We start from the raw sequence: 19,984 nt of genomic DNA, 5'->3' as shown, positions 1-19,984 counted from the left end.
AGGCCGACGTCACTCGAAGGTCTCGACGGTGTCGTAGCCCTTGCCGTTGTACTTCTGCACAACCACGGTCGACACGGCCGGCTGGCCGTCCTCGCCGGTGCTCACCGAGGTGTCGGGCAGCATGAGCGGCGCCTCGAAGCCCTCGATCGAGCGCAGCGCCTCCATGAAGTTCTCCCGGGTCGGCTCGGTCATCTCCGCGAACGCCTGCTCCAGCGTGGCACCGACCATCCAGCTCCACTGGCAGTGCGGGAACGCCGGCGGGTCCGGGTAGTCACCGTGCTCCTTGAGCGCCGCCAGGTACGTCTGCACGTCCTCGTTGTCGGCGAAGGCGGGAGCAGCCGGCGTCTTGGAGAACGCGACGGAGTAGATGCCGGGGTACGCCGCGGCGCCGCCGGGCTCGAGGATCGCCCCGGGGCTCGAGGTGTTCGACGGCAGGAACCAGCTCGGCGTCCAGTTGACCTGCTGCGCCTTCTGCAGCGCGGAGATCATCAGCGGGGTCACCGACATCGCGTTGAAGAAGACGTCGGCTCCGCTGCTGGCGAGCTCGGTGATCTGCGCGTCGACCGACGTGTCGGTCGCCTCGTAGGTGAGCTCGTTGACGATCTCGATGTTGTCCGAGCCCTCGATGGCCGACTTGAAGCCCTCGACGTAGCCCTCACCGAAGTCGTCGTTCTGCGACAGGATGGCGACCTTGTGCTCCCCGGTCGAGGACGCGAGCAGCTCGCCCATCGCCTCGCCCTCGTTCTGGTAGATCGGCACGAAGCCGAGCTGCCAAGGGCTCTCCTCGGGGTCGCTGAACAGCGGGTCGCCGGTCATGACGAGCACCTGCGGCACCTCGTCGGCGATCGCTGCCTCGCGCCAGGCGCGGTTCGTCGGCGTGCCCAGGCCGGCCGTCATCGCGAAGACGTCGTCCTTGAGCTGGTCGTAGTTGGCCTTCGCCTGCTGCGGGTCGTAGGCGTCGTCCAGTGCCTCGATCTCGACCGTGCGGGTCTTCCCGTCGCCGAACTCGACGCCGCCCTCGGCGTTCTTCGCGCCGAAGTACGCCTTGACGCCCGCGACGGTGCAGGTGCCCGGCCCCGCCGTGGCGCCGCTGAGCGGCGTGGTGATGCCCAGCGTGACCGAGTCGTCGGTGATGCCAGGGCTCGCCGAGCCGCCGCGGGAGCCGCCGCCGCCGCCCTCGTCACCGCGGCCGCAGGCCGTGAGCGTCAGCGCGAGCGCCGACGCGACGGCGATCCCGCGCGCGGTACGCGATCGGAACTGCTTGTTCATGCGTGACCTTGCCTCTCTGTTGGAGCCGGCTCCGCGGTGGCCGACCCGGTGGTCGACGACGGAGTGGAAGGTGTCGCGGCGGGGCCGCGCCCGACACGGGTGCGCCGCCGTCCGCGGGTCAGCGCCCGGGGAAGCGACGCGAGCCCCCCGGGGAGCAGGAACAGCACGACGAGCAGGATCGCGCCCTGGAGCAGGGACGTGAGGTTGGGGTCGACCTGGTTCGTCAGCTCCGGGATGAGCACGTAGTACGCGCCACCGAGGAGCGAGCCGACGATGCTGCCGGCGCCCCCGATCACCATCGCGGCGAGCAGCTCGATCGAGTGCCCGAAGCTCATGGTCTCCGGCGAGGTGTACTGGATGACGAGCATGTACAGGAAGCCGCTCACGCCGCCGATGAGCGAGGCGATCGTGAACGCCAGCACCTTGTACCGGTACGGCGAGATGCCCATGGACGACGCCACGTTCTCGTTGCCCCTGACGATCGCGAACGCCCGGCCGTACTTGCCACGGACGAGCGCCCGGGTCAGCACGAACACGAGGCCGCCGATGACCAGCACGACGTACAGCTGCCACTGGTCGTCGTAGAGACCGGTCCACTCCGGGGTTTCGGCGAAGCGCGCCGACAGACCCTGCGAACCGCCGGTGAACTCGCTCAGCCGCTTCGCCAGCGGGACGCCCACGATGGGCAGCGCGATCGTGACCATCGCGATCGCCAGCCCGCCCAGGCGCGCGGCGGCCAGCGCCACGAGCAGGCCCGCGACCGCGGGGATCAGGCAGGCCAGGGCGAAGACTCCGACGATGTTCCAGTCGTTCTGGACGCCGTAGGCGGTGACGTAGGCACCGACCCCGAGGAAGAAGATCTGGCCGAGGGAGACCTGCCCGGTGTAGCCCATCACCACGTTGAGCCCGAGCACGGCGACGGCGAAGACGCCGATGCGCGCGAGGGTCTCGTTGACACCCTCCGACAGCACCAGGGGCGCCACGACGAGCACGACGAGCAGCAGCAGCGGCAGGGCCCAGCGGACCCAGGGGCGCTGCCGGAACGGGGGCGCCGAGGGAGCCGACGACGCCGGAGCGGAGGAGACGGAGGAAGCGGAGGCCATCACACGCGCACCACGGATTTCCGGCCGAACAGGCCCTGAGGTCGGACGACGAGCACCACGAACAGGAGGATGAACGGCACGGCGACCTTGAGGTCGAAGCCGATGAACGGGACGTACACCGCGGCGAGGTTCTCCAGGATGCCGATGATCCAGGCCGCCACGACCACCCCGACCGGACTGGTGAGACCGCCGAGGATGACGGCGGCCAGCGCGTACACCAGGGCGTTGTCGAGCATTCCGGGGGTCAGCGTGAGCTGGGGTGCGACCAGGGCGCCGGCGACCGCTCCGAGGGCCGCGGCCAGGCCCCAGCCGACCATGAGCAGTCGCCCGACCGGGAGCCCGGAGAAGGCCGCCGACTCGGGGTTGATCGCCACCGCCCGCAGCGCCAGGCCGAGCTTCGTGCCGACGAAGAGCGCCTGCAGCAGGCCCATCACCACGATGATCACGACCGTGTTCCCGATCGAGCGGATGCTGACCGAGACGCCGAGGAACTGCACGGTGTCGAGCGGGAAGAGCGACGGGAACTGCTGGTTGTTGTACGACCAGAGCCAGCCGGCGACGCCGGTGATCAGCGTCAGCAGGCCGATGGTGACGACCACCGCGGTGTCGGGGTCGCCGCGCTCGAACCGCCGCATCAGGAACCGCTCGACGACCGCGCCGAAGACGATCGAGAAGACGATCGACGCGAGGATCGCGAGGATCAGCGGTACGCCCTCGTTCGTCAGCACCCACGCGACGTACACCGCGAGCACGGCCATGCCGCCCTGGGCGAAGTTGATCAGACCGGTCGCCTGGTTGACGAGCACGATCGCGAGCGCGATCGCGGCGTAGATCGAGCCGGTCGACAAGCCGTCGACGACGAGTTGGACGAATGTGCCCATGTCAACCTCCCAGGTAGGCGCGACGGATCTCGTCCATGCCCTTGAGCTCGGCGGAGGTGCCGGTGAGCACGTTCCGTCCGACCTCCAGCACGGTGGCGCTGTCGACGAGGGTGAAGGCGAGGTTGGCGTTCTGCTCGACCACGACCATGGCGATGCCGGACTCGACCCGCAGCCGCCGGATCGCGTCGTAGACGTTCTTGGCGGTGCTCGGCGCGAGGCCCAGCGAGGCCTCGTCGAGCAGCAGCAGTCGCGGCTTGGACATGATGGCCCGGCCCACGGCGAGCATCTGCTGCTCGCCGCCGGACAGCGCCGAGGCGTTGGACCTGATCCGCTCCTGCAGGTTCGGGAACAGGTCCAGGCAGTAGTCGATGTCCTGCTCGATCGCCTTGCTGTCCTTGCGCAGGTACGCGCCGACCCGCAGGTTCTCCCGGACGGTGAGGTCGCCGAGGGTGCCGCGACCCTCCGGCACGTGGGCGATGCCGAGGGCGGCGACCTGGTCGGGCCGCAGGCCGCGGATGTCCTTGCCGTCGAAGGTGATGCGGCCGCCGGTCTTCACGGTGCCGCTGATCGCGCGGAGGGTGGTGGTCTTGCCGGCGCCGTTGGCACCGAGGATGCCGACCGCGCCGTTGTCCGGAACGCTCAACGAGACGCCGTCCAGGACCTGGACGGGGCCGTAGGACGCGGTGACGCCCTCGAGCTCGAGCAGCGTCATGCGGCGTCCTTCCCGATGTACGCCTCGATCACGCGGGGGTCGGACTGCGCCTCGGCAGCCGTCCCCTCCATGAGCTTGGCGCCGTGGTCGAGCACGACGACCCGGTCGGTCAGAGCAGCGATGAGGCCCATGTGGTGCTCGACGATGACCACGGTGATGTCGTCCTCGCTGCGCAGGCGCCGGACGGTCGCGATCAACTGCTCCACCTCTTCGTGCGGCAGGCCCGCGGCCGGTTCGTCGAGGAGCAGCAGCCGCGGCTTCATGAGCAGCGCCCGGCACAGCTCGACGCCCTTGTGGAGCCCGTGCGACAGCTCGTCGGCCGGCACGTGGGCGGCCCAGCCCAGCCCGTTGCGCTCCAGGAGATCGAGCGCCTCGGCGCGCAGCTCCTTCTCCGCGCGCCGGGTGCGCGGCGAGCGCACCGCCCACTCCAGCGCTCCGCCGGGGAGGCGGGTGTGCGCGCCGAGCAGCACGTTCTCGAGCACGGTCTCCCCGAGCTGGAGCGCGGGGTGCTGGAAGGTCCGCGCCAGGCCGTGCCCGGCCAGGGTCGCCGGACGGGAGCCCTGCACCTCGGTGCCGTCGATCCGGACGCTGCCCGCGGTCGGCTTGTAGTGCCCGCTGATGCAGTTGAACAGCGAGGTCTTGCCGGCGCCGTTGGGCCCGACGAGGCCGAAGATCTGGCCCGGCTCGACGGTGAAGCTCACCTCCTGCAGCACCTTGATGCCGCCAAACTGCAGGCTCACGTCCTGCAGCGTCAGCTCAGCCGCCATTGACCGTCTCTCCCGCCGTTGCCGCGATGGTCGGTGTCCCGGGCCGCAGCCCGCCGACGGAACCTACGGATCCCTTGTGAGATTGACAACGATATTGGCGGGAAAGTTGCAGACCCGTCATCGACGACACCTTCCGACCCATCCGCATCCCCCTCTTCCCGACCCGGCGGCGGTCCGCCGCCGGACCCCTCCTGGGCGTCCTCACGCCATCCGTTCGCCGCGCGGCAGCAGCACCGCGCCGATCGCGATCAGCCCGGCGAGGCACACGAGCACGGCCGACTGCGCCGTCCCGGCACCCAGGCCCGCCCCGACCGCGACCACCAGCGGTGGCCCGAGCAGCTGGCCGGCCGCGGACCCCTGGGTCAGCAGACCGATCGCCGCCCCCGCCGAAGCGGTTCCCGCCGACACGCCGGCCAGGGCGGCGAACAGGGAGGACGGCACCAGCCCGGCGATGAACGAGAAGGCGATCGCCGAGACGACGCGCAGCGCCAGGGGCGCCGCCGGGTCGAGCACGCCCCACACGGTGAGCGCCATGCCGGCGCAGCCCGCGGGGATCACCCACCGCAGCGGCGCTCCCCGGTGCAGCAGGTAGGCGCCCAGGAAGTTCCCGGGCGCGCTGGCCAGGAAGACGACGGCGCCCACCAGCCCTGCGCGGGCGACCGACAGCCCGTCGTCGGAGACCAGGGCGGCCGGGAGGAGGCCCACGACGGCCAGGTACTGGGCCGAGTAGAGCCCGAACGCCGCGGCGATGATCAGCACCGACGGCGAGCGGAAGGCCGCCAGCAGGCCCCTGGTCGACGCGCGCCCCCGCGCCGCCGTCGGCGGCCCCCACCGCAGGACGACCGCGAGCACCAGCGCGGCGACGACGGCGTCGGCGACCGAGGCCCCGCGCCAGCCGACCCACCCGATCGCCGGGGGCACCAGCAGCGCGGCGAGGCCCGAGCCGACCGGCAGATAGGCGCCCCAGGCGCCGGCCACGAGCCGCCGGTGCGCCGGTGGGGCCACCTCCGAGAGCAGCGGCGGTGCCGCGAGGATCACCATGACCAGCCCGAGGCCCTCCCCCACCCGGGCGACGAGCAGGCCCGCCAGGGAGTCGACCGCCGCGCCGCCCAGGTCGGCGACGACGATGGCGAGGAGGCCGAGCCGAACCTGGCGCGCGAAGCCGAGCGTCTGGCCCAGCCAGCCGAGCAGGGCGCCACCGGCAGCGCCCAGGGCGCTGACCGTGGAGAGGTACCAGGCCGCGGCCGCCGAGCTGAGCGCGAACTCGTCCTGGAGCACCGGCAGCGCCGCGGAGGCTCCACCGATCTGGGCGGCGGCGACCACGCCGGCACCCATGAGCCCGGCCACGGCGGCCCACGACGTCGGGCCGGCACCGGTGCCGGTCGGGTGCCGGGTGTCAGTGCCGACCGGCCGTCGCGCCATCACCTGCCCCCTCTGGTCGATGTGCGGGCCACTGTGGCCGATCCGCGGCCCGGAGTCCCGCCCTCGACCCGAGATCGGCCGAGGAATACGTCAAATGACCCGCGACGCCGGTCATCCGACGCACCCCGGACGGCCGTATCGGTCGGTGGAGGGTGACGGATGGCTGTGTGCCCGACCACACCCGTCGCTCTACGCTGCAAGGCGACCGGGGATCCCCGCCCGTCGGCCGGCGGAACGGCGGATTCCGGCCGTGACGAGGTCTCACCGACTCCGGAACGGACGCCCCCGGGCGGACCGCCCCGCGAGCCGACCCCCGGCCACCAGGCCATGGGCCGGCTCCGCCGGTCCGCTGATGCGACACCCGACGAATGGACGGACATGAGCGCGAAGAACCTGCAGGAACTGCTCGACCAGACCGGCGACACCGTCGGGCTGCTCCGCAACTCCCAGCTCGGCACCTACATCTACCCGGTGGTCCCCTCGGAGTTCACCAACTGGCGGCGCGAGCAGAAGGCGTGGCAGCAGACCGCCGTGCTGTTCGACCAGTCGCACCACATGTTCAACCTGTTCATGAAGGGCCCGGACGCCCTCAAGCTGATCTCCGACACCGGTATCAACAGCGTGGCCAACTTCCCGGTGAACATGGCCAAGCAGTTCGTCCCGGTGACCCCGGCCGGCCACGTGATCGGTGACGGCATCCTCTTCCACCTCGACGAGGACGAGTACGTCTACGTCGGCCGCGCCCCCGGCGCCAGCTGGCTGCAGTTCCAGGGCGAGACCGGCGGCTACGACGTCGAGATCCGCAACGACCCCCGCTCCCCCTCGCGGCCCTACGGCAAGGCCGTCACCCGCGACCTGTGGCGCTTCCAGATCCAGGGCCCCAACGCCTGGCCGATCATCGAGAAGCTCAACGGCGGCACGGTCGAGCAGCTCAAGTTCTTCCGCATGGGCGAGATGACGATCGCCGGCGAGACCGTGCGCACCCTGCGCCACGGCATGGCCGGCGCGCCGGGCCTGGAGATCTGGGGCCCGTACGAGAGCTACGACCGCATCCGCGAGGCCATCCTCGAGGCCGGCCGCGAGTTCGGCATGGAGCCCGTCGGCTCGCGCGCCTACTCGACCAACACTCTCGAGTCGGGCTGGATCCCCTCCCCGCTGCCGGCCATCTACACCGGCGAGGAGCTGCGCCCCTACCGCGAGTGGCTCGGCGCCGACAGCTACGAGGCCACCAACGCCATTGCCGGCAGCTTCGTCTCGAACGACATCGAGGACTACTACACCAACCCCTGGGAGCTCGGGTACGGCTCCTTCGTGAAGTTCGACCACGACTTCATCGGCAAGGAGGCGCTGCAGGCCCTCGACCCCGAGGCCCAGCGCCGCAAGGTCACCCTGGAGTGGAACTCCGACGACCTCGCCAAGCTCCTCTCCTCCCCCGTCGAGGGCGCCAGGTACCAGTTCTTCGACCTGCCCAACGCCAACTACGGCTCGTCGAACTTCGACCGCGTCATCGACGCCGACGGCACCGACCTCGGTGTCTCGATGTTCACCGGCATCTCGGCCAACGAGCAGAAGGGCCTGTCCCTGGCCACCGTCAGCCCCGACGTGCCGCACGGCGCCGAGGTCCGCGTGGTGTGGGGCGAGCCCGACGGCGGCAGCAAGAAGACCACCGTCGAGTCGCACGAGCAGTTCGAGGTCCGCGCCATCGTCAGCCCGGTCCCCTACGCCAAGATGGCGCGGGAGACCTACCAGGGCGGCTGGCGGACCGTCGGCAAGGCCTGATCCACCGGGCACCGGGCCGGGCCCCGACCGCAGGACGTCCTGCGGTCGGGGCCCGGTCCTCGTTCCGCCCCGGGTGGTGGCGGGCCGCCGTCGCGGACCGCGCGTCCCCCGGCCCGTCCGGGGGACGCGGCCGCCCGGCCCGGCCGGCGCCCCCGATGCGTGGGTCACAATGACGGCGCCGGTCACCGGTGTGATCGGCGGTGGAGAGGAGGCGGGGATGCACCTGGACGTGCGGTCGTCCGCGCAGCCGGCCCCCGGGAGCGACGCCTCTGCGGCCGACGTCTTCCAGCACGTGCAGGAGGGCCTGGCGGTCATCGACGCCGCGGCCCGCTTCGTGGAGGCCAATCCCGCTGCCCGCGCGCTGTGCGGTCTCCCGGCCGGCGACGTCGCCGGAGTGCCTTCGCCGTTCCCTGCGCCCGGTTCGGCGCCGTCGCCCGGCAGCACCGCCGAGGCCACCGTCGAGTGGCTCGCCGGACGCCCGGGCGGACGGCGGGAGTTCTCCTACCTGGTCAGCCAGGTGCCCGGCCGGGAGCAGTGGGTCGTGTCCTTCCGCGACGTGACCGTCAGCCGGAGACAGCAGCGGCGCCTGGCCGCGATCGCCAAGGCTGCGTCCCGCGTGGCCAGCAAGCGCTCCCTCGTCGGCACCCTCGAGGCCCTGGCCCGCGAGGTGGCGCAGACCGACTCCCTCGCCGCCGTCCAGGTACTCACCGTGGACTCGGGCGGCCACCGGCTGCACGTGATGGGCGCCAGCGGGTTCGTGCGGGCCCCTGACTTCTTCGACAAGCTCATGCAGTGCCGGGCGCGCGGCGCCCGGCTGGTCATGCTCGAAGCGCTGGAGAGCCGCGAGCCCCTCGTGGTGGCCGACCGGTACGAGGCGGTGATGCAGGACCCTGCGTGGGAGCCGCTGCACGAGCTGATGGGCCGGCCGCGCTGGGACTGGTTCGCCAGCGTCCCGCTGCTCGCCCGCGGGGAACCCGTCGGCATCCTCAACGCCTTCTTCGCACCGGGACAGACCGTGGGCGACGCGGAGCTGGAGTTCCTGCTCGCCATGGCCGAGCAGGCCGCGATGGCCGTGGACCACGCCGCGCTGCTCGAGCGGGAGCGGGACATCGCCAGCCGCGAGGAGCGGCAGCGGCTGGCGCGCGACCTGCACGACTCGGTCGTCCAGCAGGTCTTCTCGATGATGATGCAGGCGCGGTCGCTCGGGGTGCTCGTCGAGCGCGGGCTGCCACCGGCGCCGGAGAAGGTCGCCCAGGTGGCCGACGACCTGAGCGCGAGCGCCGAGGACGTCCTCGCCGACCTGCGCGGCATGGTGGTCGAGCTCCGCCCGGCGACCGGCCCCGCGCGCGGGCTCGTCTCGGCCCTGCGCAGCCTGATCGACACGACCGGCGCGCGGACCGGCCTCGATGCCACCCTCGACGTGGACGACCCGGCCGGGGAGCTGGCCGGCCTCGACGCCGATCTGCTCGAGGACGTCTACCGGATCATCGCCGAGGCGGTGCACAACAGCGTGAAGCACGCGTCCGCGGCCACGATGCGCGTCCGGGTGGCGGTGGTCTCCCACGGCAGCCGCCGCCGGCTGGTCGCCGAGGTCACCGACGACGGCTGCGGGTTCGAGGAGCGGTCGGCCCCGCCAGGGGAGAGCTCGCCGGCCGGCGGCTTCGGCATGACTGCCATGCGGGAGCGCGCGGCCCGCTGGGGCGGCGTCGTCCGCGTCCGGGGCCTGTCCCCCGGCGGCACGCGGGTGCACCTGACCCTGCCGCTGCTGCCTTCCCTGCCCACGACCGACCCGAACGACGAGGAGCCCTCCGCATGACCGGTCCGCAGCCCATCCGGGTGCTGGTCGTCGACGACCACGCGGTGGTGCGCCGCGGGGTGGTCGCCTACCTGGAGGCGCTCGAGGACGTCGACGTGGCCGGCGAGGCGGGCAACGGCCAGGGCGCCCTGGACTTCCTGAGCCGGGCCGCCTCGCTCGGCGAGCTGCCCGCCGTCGTCCTCATGGACCTGCAGATGCCCGGCATGGACGGCGTGACGGCCACCCAGGAGATCGTGCGCCGGTTCCCCGACGTGCGGGTGATCATCCTGACCAGCTTCGGCGAGGTGGAGCGGGTGCACGCCGCCCTCGAGCGGGGCGCGTCGGGCTACCTGCTCAAGGACGCCGGTCCGGCCGAGGTGCACGCCGCCCTGCGTGCCGCGGTGCGCGACGAGGTCTTCCTCGACGCCGCGGTCACCCGCAGGCTCACCCAGGAGATCCGGGCTCCCCGGACCGGCCTCGGCGTGCTCACGGCCAGGGAGAAGGAGGTGCTCGTGCTGATCGCCGAAGGGCGGTCGAACAAGGACATCGCCCGGCACCTGGTCATCAGCGAGCGGACCGCACGGACCCACGTCAGCCACCTGCTCACGAAGATGGGGCTCACCTCGCGCACCCAGGCGGCGCTGCTCGCCGTCAAGGAGGGGCTCGTCCAGCCCTCGTGACGCCGTCCGCGTCAGATGTCGCGGCGCAGGGTGGACACCTGACGTCCCGGCGTGCGGTCAAGAGCGCGATCCGGCCCGCCCGCGGTCCTCGTAGCGTTCCGCCGCGGAGGGCCTCCCACTGCCCTGGCCCGGCCCTCCGCCCGCGGAGGGAGGACGACGTGACAGCTCCCGACCCCGTCGAGGACACGGCCTGCCTGCAGGTGGTCTGCGAGGCCGCGGGCACGTCCCTGTCGGTCCCGCCGGGCACGTCGATCCTGGAGGCGGCCCGCCGGGCCGGGCTCGAGGTGACCGCCCCGTGCGCGGACGGGCTCTGCGGAGCGTGCGAGACCTGGGTGCTCGAGGGCCGGCCCGACCACCGGGACGCGCTGCTGAGCGCCGAGGAACGGGCCCGCGGCGAGACCATGCTGATCTGCGTCTCCCGGGCCACGACGCGACTGGTCCTGGACCTGTGAGCCGCCGGTGATGACGACGAGGGAACAGCGGTCATGAGCAGCAGCACGTCCGGGGCCGGGAGCCCGCTCCGCAGCCGGCCGGTGGACGGGTTCGGCCTGGCCTACGGGCGCTCCGGCGGAGGTCCGCCGGTGGTGCTGCTGCACGGCTGGCCCGGCGACCGCACCGACTTCCGGCTGCTCGTCCCGCTGCTCGCCGGCGACGCCGACGTCGTCGTCCCCGACCTGCGGGGCTTCGGGGAGTCGGACCGGCACGAGGTCCGGCCGGAGGACGGCTACACCGCCGATGCGCAGGCCCGCAGCGTGGTCGGGCTCGTCGACGAGCTGGGCCTGGAACCGGTCGTGCTGGCCGGGTACGACATCGGCAGCCGCATCGCCCAGACGGTCGCCCGGCTGTTCCCCGACCGGGTGCGGGCCCTCGTCGTGGCGCCGCCGCTTCCCGGCGCGGGCCGGCGCCTGCTCGACCCGGACGTCGTGGGCGAGTTCTGGTACCAGAACCTCCACCGGAGCGGGCTGCCCGAACACCTGCTGGACGGGGACCGCGACGCCGTCCGCGGCTATCTCGAGCACTTCTGGTCGCACTGGTCCGGGCCGTCGTTCACCCCGGACCCGGCCGACCTGGACCGGCTCGCCGACTCCTACGCCCGGCCCGGAGCCTTCATCGCGTCGATCGGCTGGTACCGGGTCGGGCCGGGCATCCTCGTGCGGGGCCTCGCCGAGCAGGCGCCGGACCCTGTGGACCGCCTGCGCACCCCCACGCACGTCCTGTGGCCGGCGCACGACCCGCTGTTCCCGGCGGCGTGGGGGGACCGGCTCGGCGAGTTCTTCACCGACGTCACGGTGACGCCGGTTCCCGACGCCGGCCACTTCCTGCCGCTCGAGGCGCCGGAGGCGTTCGCCTCGGCCATCCGGGCGGCGCTGTCCTGACCCCGCGTCAGGGGTCGCGCAGCGCCCGGCCGACCCCCCGGGCGGCCGCCAGCAGGACTGGCACCGCCGAGGCGGCCCGGTCGTCGTTCGGGAGGATCACCGACAGCGCGGCCACCACGTTCCCGAGGCCGTCCCGGACCGGCACCGCGATGCCGGTCGCGTCCTCGTGAACGTGGCCGGGCAGCAGCGCGTAGCCCTGCGAGCGCACCTGCGCGAGCAGCGTGCGCAGCCGCGCCGGGGACGTGACGGTGGCCGCCGTCCGTCCCTCCAGCGGCCGGGCCAGCGCCCGCTCCTGCACCTCCCGCGGCCCGTAGGCCAGCAGCACGACGCCCGATGAGGAGATGTGCAACGGCAGCCGGCCGGCGATGCGCGAGAAGTTGACGACGGCGTCGCGCGAGGAGAGCCGCTCGAGGAAGATCACCTCCTCGCCGTCCCGGATCGCCAGCTGCGCGTGGTGCCCCACGACGGCGTGCAGGTCCTCGAGGAAGGGCAGCGCGGCGTCGCGCAGGGATCGCGTGGGCGCGGCACGGGAAGCCAGCTCCCACAGGCGCATGCCCACCCGCACGCTGCCGTCCTCGCCCCGCGCCAGCATCCCGTGGTCGGCGAGCTGGCCGACTATGCGGGAAGCGGTGGCGACGTGCAGCCCCGCTCGCCGGGCGATCTCGGAGACCCGCAGCACCGGCTCGTCGGCGGTGAAGGCGTCCAGCACCCGCACGGCGCGCGCCAGCGACGACTCACCCGTCGCGGTCCGTGCCATCCGCGGAGTGTGCCAGGTCCTCTCGACCATTGAGAAGGTGTTTCCCAGGTCACAGCGGGTGCCGCACCGTCTCCGCATGACCGCGACCTTTCCGGTGACCGGAACCGGAGCTGCCGACGTCGCCACCCTGCGTGTGACGGGCAAGCACGTGCAGGCCGACGGCGTGCTGACCCTCGAGCTGGCCTCGCCCTCGGGGAGCCGGCTGCGCGACTGGACGCCGGGAGCGCACATCGACCTGGTGCTGCCCAACGGCCTGACCCGGCAGTACTCCCTGTGCGGCGACCGGTGGGACTCCACGACCTACCGCGTCGGGGTCCTGCGGGAACCGGAGAGCCGGGGCGGTTCGAGCTTCGTCCACGAGCAGCTGCAGGTGGGCGACCTCGTGGGCGTGGGCGGGCCGCGCAACAACTTCCCGCTGGTGCCCTCGGAGCAGTACCTGTTCGTGGCCGGCGGCATCGGGATCACCCCGATCCTGCCGATGGTGCGCCAGGCGGATCTCCTCGGTGCCGACTGGCGGCTGCTCTACGGCGGGCGCCACCGCGCCTCGATGGCCTTCCTCGACGAGCTCGCTCCCTACGGTGACCGCGTCCAGGTCCGCCCGCAGGACGAGTTCGGCCTGCTCGATCTCCCCGCCTTCGTGGGCGAGCCGCGGGAAGGGATCCGCATCTACTCCTGCGGCCCGGCGCCCCTGCTCGACGCCATGGAGCGGACCTGCGCCTACTGGCCGCCCTCCAGCCTGCGGGTCGAGCGGTTCGTCGCCGACGAGGCCGCCGCCCCGGCGCGGACCGCACCGTTCGAGGTCGAGCTCGCCCGCACGGGCACGACCGTCACCGTGACCCCGGACCTGACGGTGCTGGAGGCGCTGAACCGGGTCGGCGTCGAGGTGCTCTCCTCCTGCCGCCGCGGCGTCTGCGGAACGTGCGAGATCCCGGTGCTGGCCGGCCGGCCCGACCACCGCGACGCCCTCCTCGACGACGACGAGCGGCAGGCCGACGACTGCATGTACGTCTGCGTCTCCCGCTCGCGCGACGAGCGCCTCGTCCTCGACCTCTGACTCCTCGACCTCACTCCTCCGACGGCCCGTCGAAAGGCTCCCCGTGACCGCCACCGTCCCCACCGGTACCAGCGCCGGCGCTCCGACGAGCGACGTCGACCCGTTCAGCCACGAGGTGCTGGAGGACCCCCTCCCGATGCACGAGGCGCTGCGCGAGGCCGGAAGCGTCGTGCACCTCAGCAGGTACGACACCTTCGCCCTGGCGCGGTACGACGACGTGCACGAGGCGCTGCTGAACTGGCAGGACTTCCAGTCCTCGGCGGGTGTGGGGCTGTCGAACTTCCGCTACGAGGAGCCGTGGCGGCCACCGAGCATCGTCCTCGAGGCGGATCCGCCGCGGCACGACGCCCCGCGCCGCGTGCTGCAGAAGGTGCTGGGGCCGCGGGCCCTTCGCCGGCTGCGGGAGGGCTGGGCGGCCGATGCCGACGCGCTGGTCGACGAGGTGCTCGCCCGCGGCACCTCCTTCGACGCGGTGCGCGACGTCGCCGCCACGTTCCCGCTGCGGGTCTTCCCCGACGCCGTCGGCATCCAGGAGGAGGGCCGCGAGCACCTGCTCCCCTACGGCGACCACGCCTTCAACGCCTTCGGCCCGGCCAACGACCTGGTGGCCAAGGGAACACCAAGGGTCGCCGAGCTGTCCGCCTGGGTGAACACCCAGTGCCGGCGGGAGGTGCTGGCCCCCACCGGCTTCGGCGCGGACATCTGGGCCGCGAGCGACCGCGGCGACATCACCCCCGAGCAGGCGCCGCTCGCCGTCCGCTCGCTGCTGACCGCCGGCGTGGACACGACCGTGCACGGCATCTCGGCGCTCCTCTACGCCTTCGCCACCCATCCGGACCAGTGGCAGCGGCTGCGCGCGGAGCCGTCCCTGGCGCGCACCGCCTTCGACGAGGCGGTCCGCTGGGAGTCCCCGGTCCAGACCTTCTTCCGGACGGCGACCACCGACGTGCGCGTCGGCGACGTCGTCATCCCCGAGGGCCGCAAGATCCTGATGTTCCTGGCCGCGGCGAACCGGGACCCGCGCCGGTGGGCCGACCCCGACCGGTTCGACCTGTCGCGGGACCCGTCGGGGCACGTCGGCTTCGGCATGGGCATCCACCAGTGCGTCGGCCAGCACGTCGCCCGGCTCGAGGCCGAGTCGATCGTGACCGCGCTGGCCCGGCGGGTCGCGACGATCGAGATCGCCGGGCCGACCGTGCGGCACCACAACAACACGCTGCGGGCGTGGGAGAGCATCCCGGTGCGGGTGGCCCTCGACTGACGTCGCGCGGGGTGCCGCCCGCTACGTCGGATGTCCCGGTGCCGGCGCATCCTCGCGCCGTGGGCATGCGTCATCCGCGGGGATCCCTGGCCCCCGCGGGCTCCCTACGTTGTCCATCACGACCGACGCGTTCCACCAGCGCGCTCCCCGCGCACCCGGGCGCGCCATCGCCCGGCCCACGCCCGACGGAAGGTCAGCCCCGTGTCGTCCGAATCCCTCGCCGCCGCCCTCGGCCGGGCCGGCAGCCCGGTCGAGCTCCTGCGCAACCTGGCCTTCCCGCCGAGCACCTTCCCGGTGCAGCCGGAGTTCACCAACTGGCGTTCCGAGCAGCGGTCCTGGGTCGAGGCCTGCGCGCTGCTGGACCAGTCCCACCACATGACCGACCTGTTCCTCTCCGGTCCCGACGCCCTCCGGCTGCTCACCGACGTCGGCGTCAACAGCTTCGCCGGATTCGACGTGGGCAAGGCCAAGCAGTTCGTCGCGGTGAACCCCGAGGGCCACCTGATCGGCGACGCCATCCTCTTCCACCTCGAGGACGAGCTGTTCGACCTCGTCGGGCACCCCATGGTCATCGACTGGGTCACCTTCCACCTCGAGCGGGGCGACTACGACGCGACCGCCGAGCGCGACGACAACTCAGCGGTGCGGAAGGCCGGGCCGCCCAAGCTGTACCGGTACGAGCTCCAGGGGCCGACCGCCGCGGCGCTGCTCGAGCAGGTGAGCGGTGCCCCGCTCCCCGAGGTCCGGTTCTTCACCATGGCCGAGTTCGGCATCGCGGGCCGGCGGGTCCGGGGCCTGCGGCACGGCATGGCCGGTCAGCCGGGCTTCGAGCTCTTCGGCCCCTGGGAGGACGCCGACGCCGTCCTCGCGGCGCTGCTCGAGGCCGGTGCGGACCACGGCCTCGTCCGGGTCGGCGCCAAGGCCTACTCCACGGCCAACCTGGAGTCCGGCTGGGTGCCCGCGCCGCTGACCGCGCTGTTCTCCGACGACCCGCTCATGCAGGAGTACCGCGAGTGGCTGCCGATCGAGAAGGTCGGCTCGATCGGCGGGAGCATGGACTCCCCCGACATCCGCGACTACTGCCTCACCCCCTACGAGGTCGGCTACGGCAAGACGGTGAAGTTCGACCACGAGTTCATCGGCCGGGAGGCGCTGGAGCGGATGGCGCAGGAGCCCGCGCGCACCAAGGTGACCCTGGTGTGGAACGCCGACGACGTCACCGCGGCGATCGGCTCCCTGTTCCGGCCGGGTCCCGGCGCCAAGTACGTCGAGCTGCCCAAGGCCCGCTACGCCACCCACCACGAGGACAAGGTGGTCAAGGACGGCCGGACGGTGGGCATCTCGCTGGACTGCGGCTACCTGGCCAACGAACGCGCCATGGTCTCCCTCGCCGTCGTCGACGCCGACCTGGCCGAGCCGGGCACCGAGGTGACCGTGCTCTGGGGCGAGCAGCCGGTGTCGGCCAAGCCGGCCGTCGAGGAGCACCGGCAGGTGGAGGTCCGCGCCACCGTGGCGCCGGTCCCCTTCGTGGACTTCGCCCGCGAGAATTACCGCGCCCGCTGAGCCGACGGCTCTGCCGGCCGCGCGGACACCTGTCCGTCATCCACGACAGATGACGTACGCCGCCCGCGCGGCAACGGCGGCCGGTGCGGTGACATCGCGCCGATCCACCGCCTTGCCGCGCTCCGTAGCGTGGACGTGAGCCACCCCACGTCCGACGCGACCGATCCCCAGGAGGACGCAGCCGCATGAGCACCTTCGTCCTCGTGCACGGCGCCTGGCACGGCGGGTGGTGCTGGGACCGCGTCGCCTCCCGGCTGCGCGACGCCGGCCACGTCGTCCACGCCCCCACCCTGACCGGGCTGTCCGAGCGGGCGCACCTGCTCTCGCCGCTGGTCGGGCTCGACACCCACGTCGAGGACGTCGTCCGCCTTCTCGACGTCCTGGACCTGACCGACGTCGTCCTGGTGGGGCACAGCTACGCCGGCCAGATCGTGACCGCCGTCGCCGACCGCCGTCCGGCGGCGGTGGCCCGGCGCGTCTACCTCGACGCCTTCGTCGGGGCCGACGGCGAGGCCGCCCGCGACCTGCTGCCCGAGACGGTCGAGCACCACTGGGCCGAGTCCGCCGCGGAGCAGGGCTTCGGCTGGCTGGTCGCGGTGCGGAAGCTGTCGGTGCTCGGCGTGACCGACCAGGCCGACGTCGACTGGCTGCTGCCCAAGCTGACGCCTCACCCGTGGAAGACCTACACCGACGAGCTGCGGCTGACCGGTGCCGTCGACCGGGTGCCGGCAGCCTTCATCGAGTGCGTGAGCTGGATGCGGGTCTTCGCCGGCCAGGCCGACCGGGCCCGCGAGCGCGGCTGGCCCGTCCACGAACTGGAGACCGGCCACGAGGCCATGGTCACCGCCGCTCCGGAGCTCGCCGAGCTGCTGGACCGGCTGGCGAAGGAGTTGGGTGCCTGAGATGGAGTTCCTCGTCCGGTCCGAGAACCGGCTGCCCGCCGACACCCCCGCCGAGCGCCGCGAGGAGCTGCGCGCCGGTGAGCGCACGCGCGCCATGGAGCTGCGCGCCGAGGGCGTGCTGAAGCGGCTCTGGCGCGTGCCGGGCCGCAACGCCACCGTCGGCCTGTACGAGGCCGAGGACCCGGCCGCGCTGCACGACGCGCTCATGTCGCTGCCCATGGCTCCGTGGCTGGACGTCCACGTCGAGGCCCTGGCCACCCATCCGCAGGAGAGGACGACGTGACGGCCGCCCCTCCCCTGATCCCGACCGAGGGGACCTCGATGAGCACGCACGAGACGGGCGGCCGGCTGAACGTGCCCGGCACGCCGATCTTCGACGGGCAGACCAGCCGACGGGGTCTGCGCCTGAACAAGATGCTGATGAGCTTCCGCTCGGCCGAGAACCGCGAGCGCTTCGCCGCCGACGAGGCCGGCTACTGCACGGAGTTCGGGCTCGCGCCCGAGCAGACGCAGGCGGTCCTCGACCGCGACTGGACGGCGATGATCGACCTCGGCGGCAGCATCTTCTACGTCTACAAGCTGGCCATGATGGACGGCCGCTCGATGCAGTACCTCGGTGGTGTCTTCACCGGCATGACCGAGGAGGAGTTCCAGGCAGAGCTGCGAGCGGGAGGTCGCCGGGATGGCTGACGTGCTGTGGGGTCTGGCGACGTCGCACGTGCCCTCGATCGGCGCGGCGATGGACCGGAACAAGACCGAGGACCCGAACTGGAAGGACCTCTTCGACGGCTACGCCCCCGCCCGGGAGTGGCTGGCCGAGCACGAGCCGGACGTGGCGATCGTCGTCTACAACGACCACGCCAACGGCCTGGACCTGGACATCGTGCCCACCTTCGGGATCGGGACGGCCGACTCCTACCCCGTCGCCGACGAGGGCTACGGCCCCCGCCAGGTGCCCGACGTGATCGGTGACCCGGAGCTGTCGCTGCACCTCCTGGAGAGCCTGGTCGACGAGGGCTTCGACCTCACCGTCTTCCAGGAGCTGGAGGTCGACCACGGGCTGACCGTGCCCCTGTCGGTGTGGACCCCCGACCCGGGAGACGCCTGGCCGTGCCCGGTGGTGCCGATCCTGGTCAACGTCATCCAGTACCCGCAGCCCACGGCGGCGCGCTGCTTCGCCCTGGGGCAGGCGCTGGGCCGGGCGATCCGGTCCTACCGCGACGACGTGACCGTCGGCATCCTGGGCACCGGCGGCATGTCCCACCAGCTCGCGGGCTCCCGCGCCGGCTTCATCAACCCCGAGTTCGACCACATGTGGCTCGAGAAGATCGAGACCGACCCCGAGGCGCTGGCCCGCCTCAGCCGCGAGGAGCTCATCCGCGAGGCCGGCTCCGAGGGCATCGAGCTGATCATGTGGTTGATCATGCGCGGCGCGATGCACGAGCAGGTCACCAAGGTGCACTCGCACTACTTCCTGCCGGCGTCCAACACCGCCGCCGGCATCGCCCTGTTCGACAACCGGACCGCCTGAGTCCCGCACCGAGGCGACCCTCCCCCTCCGCACGAGAGAAGGCCCCCGTGAACCGCGCTCTCACCGTCCGCGACGCCACCACCCGCGCCTCGCTGCGACAGACGTTCCAGACCCTCGGGTACGAGGTCATCCCCTTCAAGAAGACCCAGGAGCAAGTGCTCCAGCACGTACCGACCGACGTCCGGCTGACCGTGACCGCGTCGCCGGCGAAGGGCCAGGACGCGACCATCGACCTGACCGTCGCGCTGGCCGGCCACGGCTACCGGGTGGCGCCCCACCTGTCGGCGCAGCAGGTGCGCGACCGCGCACACCTGGCCGACGTCGTCGCCCGGTGCCGCGAGGCCGGGATCACCGACGTCTTCGTGATCGGCGGCGACCCGACCGAGGTCCCCACCGAGTTCAAGGACGCCCACGCCCTCCTCGTCGCGCTGCACGAGCTCGACCACGGGTTCACCGACATCGGCATCGGCGGCCACCCCGAGGGCCACCCGTCGGTCTCCGACGACGTGCTCTTCCAGGCGCTCAAGGACAAGGCCGAGCTCGCCCACCACATCACGACCCAGATCGTCTTCGACCCGGCGGTGATCCTGCGCTGGGCCCGGGAGCTCGCGACCCGCGGCATCGACCTCCCGGTGCACGTCGGCGTCCCCGGCTCGGTCAGCCGGCAGAAGCTCCTCCGGGTCTCCGGTGGACTGGGGATCGGCGAGTCGGCCAAGTTCCTCAAGAAGCAGCAGACCCTGCTCTGGCGCTTCTTCGTGCCCGGCGGCTACGACCCCACGAAGATCATCAAGGGCCTGGCGCCGCACCTGGGCAAGGCCGACAACAACCTCGCCGGCTTCCACGTCTTCACGTTCAACGACCTCGAGCCCACCGAGGAGTGGCGCACGCGCACCCTGCGCAGCCTCGCCTGAGACCGTTCCCTCCCCCCGGCCGCGCGACGGCCGATGCCGACCGGAGATGCCATGACCGCACCAGAGACCGCCGCTCCCCCGACCCGCGGACCGATCCGATGACGGCGCGGGCGATCGACGGCACCGCCGTCGCGCGCGAGGTGCGGGCCGAGGTGGCCCGGGGCGTGCAGCAGCTCCTCGCGGCGGGCGGGCGGGCACCGGGCCTGGCCACCGTCCTGGTC

The 19,984-nt window shown here is 72.5% G+C and carries 20 protein-coding genes; 13 read left to right on the top strand and 7 right to left on the bottom strand.

Annotation, left to right across the window (positions count from 1 at the left end; translation table 11 throughout):
* Positions 1 to 9: 9 nt before the first annotated feature.
* From C5508_RS12230 to C5508_RS12205, 6 genes are all read right to left on the bottom strand, one after another.
* The gene (locus C5508_RS12230) at positions 10 to 1,269 is read right to left on the bottom strand and encodes an ABC transporter substrate-binding protein (RefSeq protein ID WP_104525224.1); all 1,260 of its coding nucleotides are present in this window, start codon (positions 1,267 to 1,269) and stop codon (positions 10 to 12) included.
* Entirely contained in the window at positions 1,266 to 2,372 is a 1,107-nt protein-coding gene (locus C5508_RS12225) for a branched-chain amino acid ABC transporter permease (protein ID WP_104525234.1), read from the bottom strand. The genes C5508_RS12230 and C5508_RS12225 overlap by 4 nt, the downstream gene beginning before the upstream one ends.
* On the bottom strand, positions 2,372 to 3,253 hold the full coding sequence (locus tag C5508_RS12220) for a branched-chain amino acid ABC transporter permease (protein ID WP_104525223.1): 882 nt from the start codon (positions 3,251 to 3,253) through the stop codon (positions 2,372 to 2,374). The genes C5508_RS12225 and C5508_RS12220 overlap by 1 nt, the downstream gene beginning before the upstream one ends.
* 1 nt (position 3,254) lies before the next feature.
* A complete protein-coding gene (locus C5508_RS12215; protein WP_104525222.1) occupies positions 3,255 to 3,965 on the bottom strand; it encodes an ABC transporter ATP-binding protein in 711 nt (236 codons plus the stop codon).
* Positions 3,962 to 4,705, bottom strand: coding sequence for an ABC transporter ATP-binding protein (locus C5508_RS12210; RefSeq protein WP_198598044.1), 744 nt, complete (start codon positions 4,703 to 4,705; stop codon positions 3,962 to 3,964). Before C5508_RS12210 ends, C5508_RS12215 begins: the two co-directional genes overlap by 4 nt.
* A gap of 228 nt (positions 4,706 to 4,933) precedes the next feature.
* On the bottom strand, positions 4,934 to 6,154 hold the full coding sequence (locus C5508_RS12205; RefSeq protein WP_104525220.1) for an MFS transporter: 1,221 nt from the start codon (positions 6,152 to 6,154) through the stop codon (positions 4,934 to 4,936).
* A gap of 378 nt (positions 6,155 to 6,532) precedes the next feature.
* Between C5508_RS12205 and ligM the strand changes: the two genes are divergently transcribed.
* From ligM to C5508_RS12180, 5 genes are all read left to right on the top strand, one after another.
* Positions 6,533 to 7,933 carry a vanillate/3-O-methylgallate O-demethylase gene (ligM, locus tag C5508_RS12200; RefSeq protein WP_104525219.1) on the top strand — a complete coding sequence of 467 codons (1,401 nt, stop codon included), beginning with the start codon at positions 6,533 to 6,535 and terminating at the stop codon, positions 7,931 to 7,933.
* Positions 7,934 to 8,150: 217 nt separating this feature from the next.
* Positions 8,151 to 9,749, top strand: coding sequence for a sensor histidine kinase (locus C5508_RS12195; RefSeq protein WP_104525233.1), 1,599 nt, complete (start codon positions 8,151 to 8,153; stop codon positions 9,747 to 9,749).
* Positions 9,746 to 10,408, top strand: a complete 663-nt coding sequence (locus C5508_RS12190; RefSeq protein WP_104525218.1) for a response regulator — start codon at positions 9,746 to 9,748, stop codon at positions 10,406 to 10,408. Before C5508_RS12195 ends, C5508_RS12190 begins: the two co-directional genes overlap by 4 nt.
* A 158-nt stretch (positions 10,409 to 10,566) precedes the next feature.
* On the top strand, positions 10,567 to 10,860 hold the full coding sequence (locus C5508_RS20320; RefSeq protein ID WP_269801782.1) for a 2Fe-2S iron-sulfur cluster-binding protein: 294 nt from the start codon (positions 10,567 to 10,569) through the stop codon (positions 10,858 to 10,860).
* A gap of 33 nt (positions 10,861 to 10,893) precedes the next feature.
* A complete protein-coding gene (locus C5508_RS12180) occupies positions 10,894 to 11,784 on the top strand; it encodes an alpha/beta fold hydrolase (RefSeq protein WP_104525216.1) in 891 nt (296 codons plus the stop codon).
* Positions 11,785 to 11,791: 7 nt separating this feature from the next.
* Here C5508_RS12180 and C5508_RS12175 read toward each other — a convergent pair whose 3' ends face one another.
* Complete coding sequence (locus C5508_RS12175; protein ID WP_104525215.1) at positions 11,792 to 12,541, bottom strand: IclR family transcriptional regulator; 750 nt, start codon at positions 12,539 to 12,541, stop codon at positions 11,792 to 11,794.
* Between the two features lie 76 nt (positions 12,542 to 12,617).
* On the opposite strand from C5508_RS12175, the gene C5508_RS12170 reads away from it, so the two are divergent.
* The 8 genes from C5508_RS12170 (at position 12,618) to C5508_RS12135 (ending at position 19,763) form a co-directional block, all read left to right on the top strand.
* Positions 12,618 to 13,595, top strand: coding sequence for a PDR/VanB family oxidoreductase (locus tag C5508_RS12170; protein WP_104525214.1), 978 nt, complete (start codon positions 12,618 to 12,620; stop codon positions 13,593 to 13,595).
* A gap of 43 nt (positions 13,596 to 13,638) precedes the next feature.
* Entirely contained in the window at positions 13,639 to 14,856 is a 1,218-nt protein-coding gene (locus C5508_RS12165) for a cytochrome P450 (RefSeq protein ID WP_198598043.1), read from the top strand.
* A gap of 201 nt (positions 14,857 to 15,057) precedes the next feature.
* Positions 15,058 to 16,419: an aminomethyltransferase family protein gene (locus C5508_RS12160; RefSeq protein WP_104525213.1), complete on the top strand. Its 1,362-nt coding sequence runs from the start codon at positions 15,058 to 15,060 to the stop codon at positions 16,417 to 16,419.
* Between the two features lie 185 nt (positions 16,420 to 16,604).
* Entirely contained in the window at positions 16,605 to 17,321 is a 717-nt protein-coding gene (locus C5508_RS12155) for an alpha/beta fold hydrolase (protein WP_104525212.1), read from the top strand.
* Between the two features lies 1 nt (position 17,322).
* A complete protein-coding gene (locus tag C5508_RS12150) occupies positions 17,323 to 17,604 on the top strand; it encodes a muconolactone Delta-isomerase family protein (RefSeq protein ID WP_104525211.1) in 282 nt (93 codons plus the stop codon).
* Entirely contained in the window at positions 17,601 to 18,011 is a 411-nt protein-coding gene (gene ligA / locus C5508_RS12145) for a protocatechuate 4,5-dioxygenase subunit alpha (protein WP_232797087.1), read from the top strand. Before C5508_RS12150 ends, ligA begins: the two co-directional genes overlap by 4 nt.
* Positions 18,004 to 18,852, top strand: coding sequence for a class III extradiol dioxygenase subunit beta (locus C5508_RS12140; RefSeq protein WP_104525210.1), 849 nt, complete (start codon positions 18,004 to 18,006; stop codon positions 18,850 to 18,852). The genes ligA and C5508_RS12140 overlap by 8 nt, the downstream gene beginning before the upstream one ends.
* 47 nt (positions 18,853 to 18,899) lie before the next feature.
* On the top strand, positions 18,900 to 19,763 hold the full coding sequence (locus C5508_RS12135; protein WP_104525209.1) for a methylenetetrahydrofolate reductase: 864 nt from the start codon (positions 18,900 to 18,902) through the stop codon (positions 19,761 to 19,763).
* Positions 19,764 to 19,984: the final 221 nt, after the last annotated feature.

Source organism: Blastococcus atacamensis (assembly GCF_002938425.1).
Taxonomy (GTDB): domain Bacteria; phylum Actinomycetota; class Actinomycetes; order Mycobacteriales; family Geodermatophilaceae; genus Blastococcus; species Blastococcus atacamensis.
The sequence above is the reverse complement of the archived record's forward strand: the minus strand, read 5'-3'. Positions and strand labels throughout refer to the sequence as shown.

Bases quoted from the DNA above. Each gene is read 5' to 3' on its own strand.
- C5508_RS12180 (WP_104525216.1), top strand. From the start codon at position 10,894: ATGAGCAGCAGCACGTCCGGGGCCGGGAGCCCGCTCCGCAGCCGGCCG.
- C5508_RS12225 (WP_104525234.1), bottom strand. From the start codon at position 2,372: ATGGCCTCCGCTTCCTCCGTCTCCTCCGCTCCGGCGTCGTCGGCTCCC.
- C5508_RS12175 (WP_104525215.1), bottom strand. From the start codon at position 12,541: ATGGCACGGACCGCGACGGGTGAGTCGTCGCTGGCGCGCGCCGTGCGG.
- C5508_RS12230 (WP_104525224.1), bottom strand. From the start codon at position 1,269: ATGAACAAGCAGTTCCGATCGCGTACCGCGCGCGGGATCGCCGTCGCG.
- C5508_RS12205 (WP_104525220.1), bottom strand. From the start codon at position 6,154: ATGGCGCGACGGCCGGTCGGCACTGACACCCGGCACCCGACCGGCACC.
- C5508_RS12220 (WP_104525223.1), bottom strand. From the start codon at position 3,253: ATGGGCACATTCGTCCAACTCGTCGTCGACGGCTTGTCGACCGGCTCG.
- C5508_RS12150 (WP_104525211.1), top strand. From the start codon at position 17,323: ATGGAGTTCCTCGTCCGGTCCGAGAACCGGCTGCCCGCCGACACCCCC.
- ligM (WP_104525219.1), top strand. From the start codon at position 6,533: ATGAGCGCGAAGAACCTGCAGGAACTGCTCGACCAGACCGGCGACACC.
- C5508_RS12215 (WP_104525222.1), bottom strand. From the start codon at position 3,965: ATGACGCTGCTCGAGCTCGAGGGCGTCACCGCGTCCTACGGCCCCGTC.
- C5508_RS12190 (WP_104525218.1), top strand. From the start codon at position 9,746: ATGACCGGTCCGCAGCCCATCCGGGTGCTGGTCGTCGACGACCACGCG.
- C5508_RS12155 (WP_104525212.1), top strand. From the start codon at position 16,605: ATGAGCACCTTCGTCCTCGTGCACGGCGCCTGGCACGGCGGGTGGTGC.
- C5508_RS12170 (WP_104525214.1), top strand. From the start codon at position 12,618: ATGACCGCGACCTTTCCGGTGACCGGAACCGGAGCTGCCGACGTCGCC.
- C5508_RS12140 (WP_104525210.1), top strand. From the start codon at position 18,004: ATGGCTGACGTGCTGTGGGGTCTGGCGACGTCGCACGTGCCCTCGATC.
- C5508_RS12195 (WP_104525233.1), top strand. From the start codon at position 8,151: ATGCACCTGGACGTGCGGTCGTCCGCGCAGCCGGCCCCCGGGAGCGAC.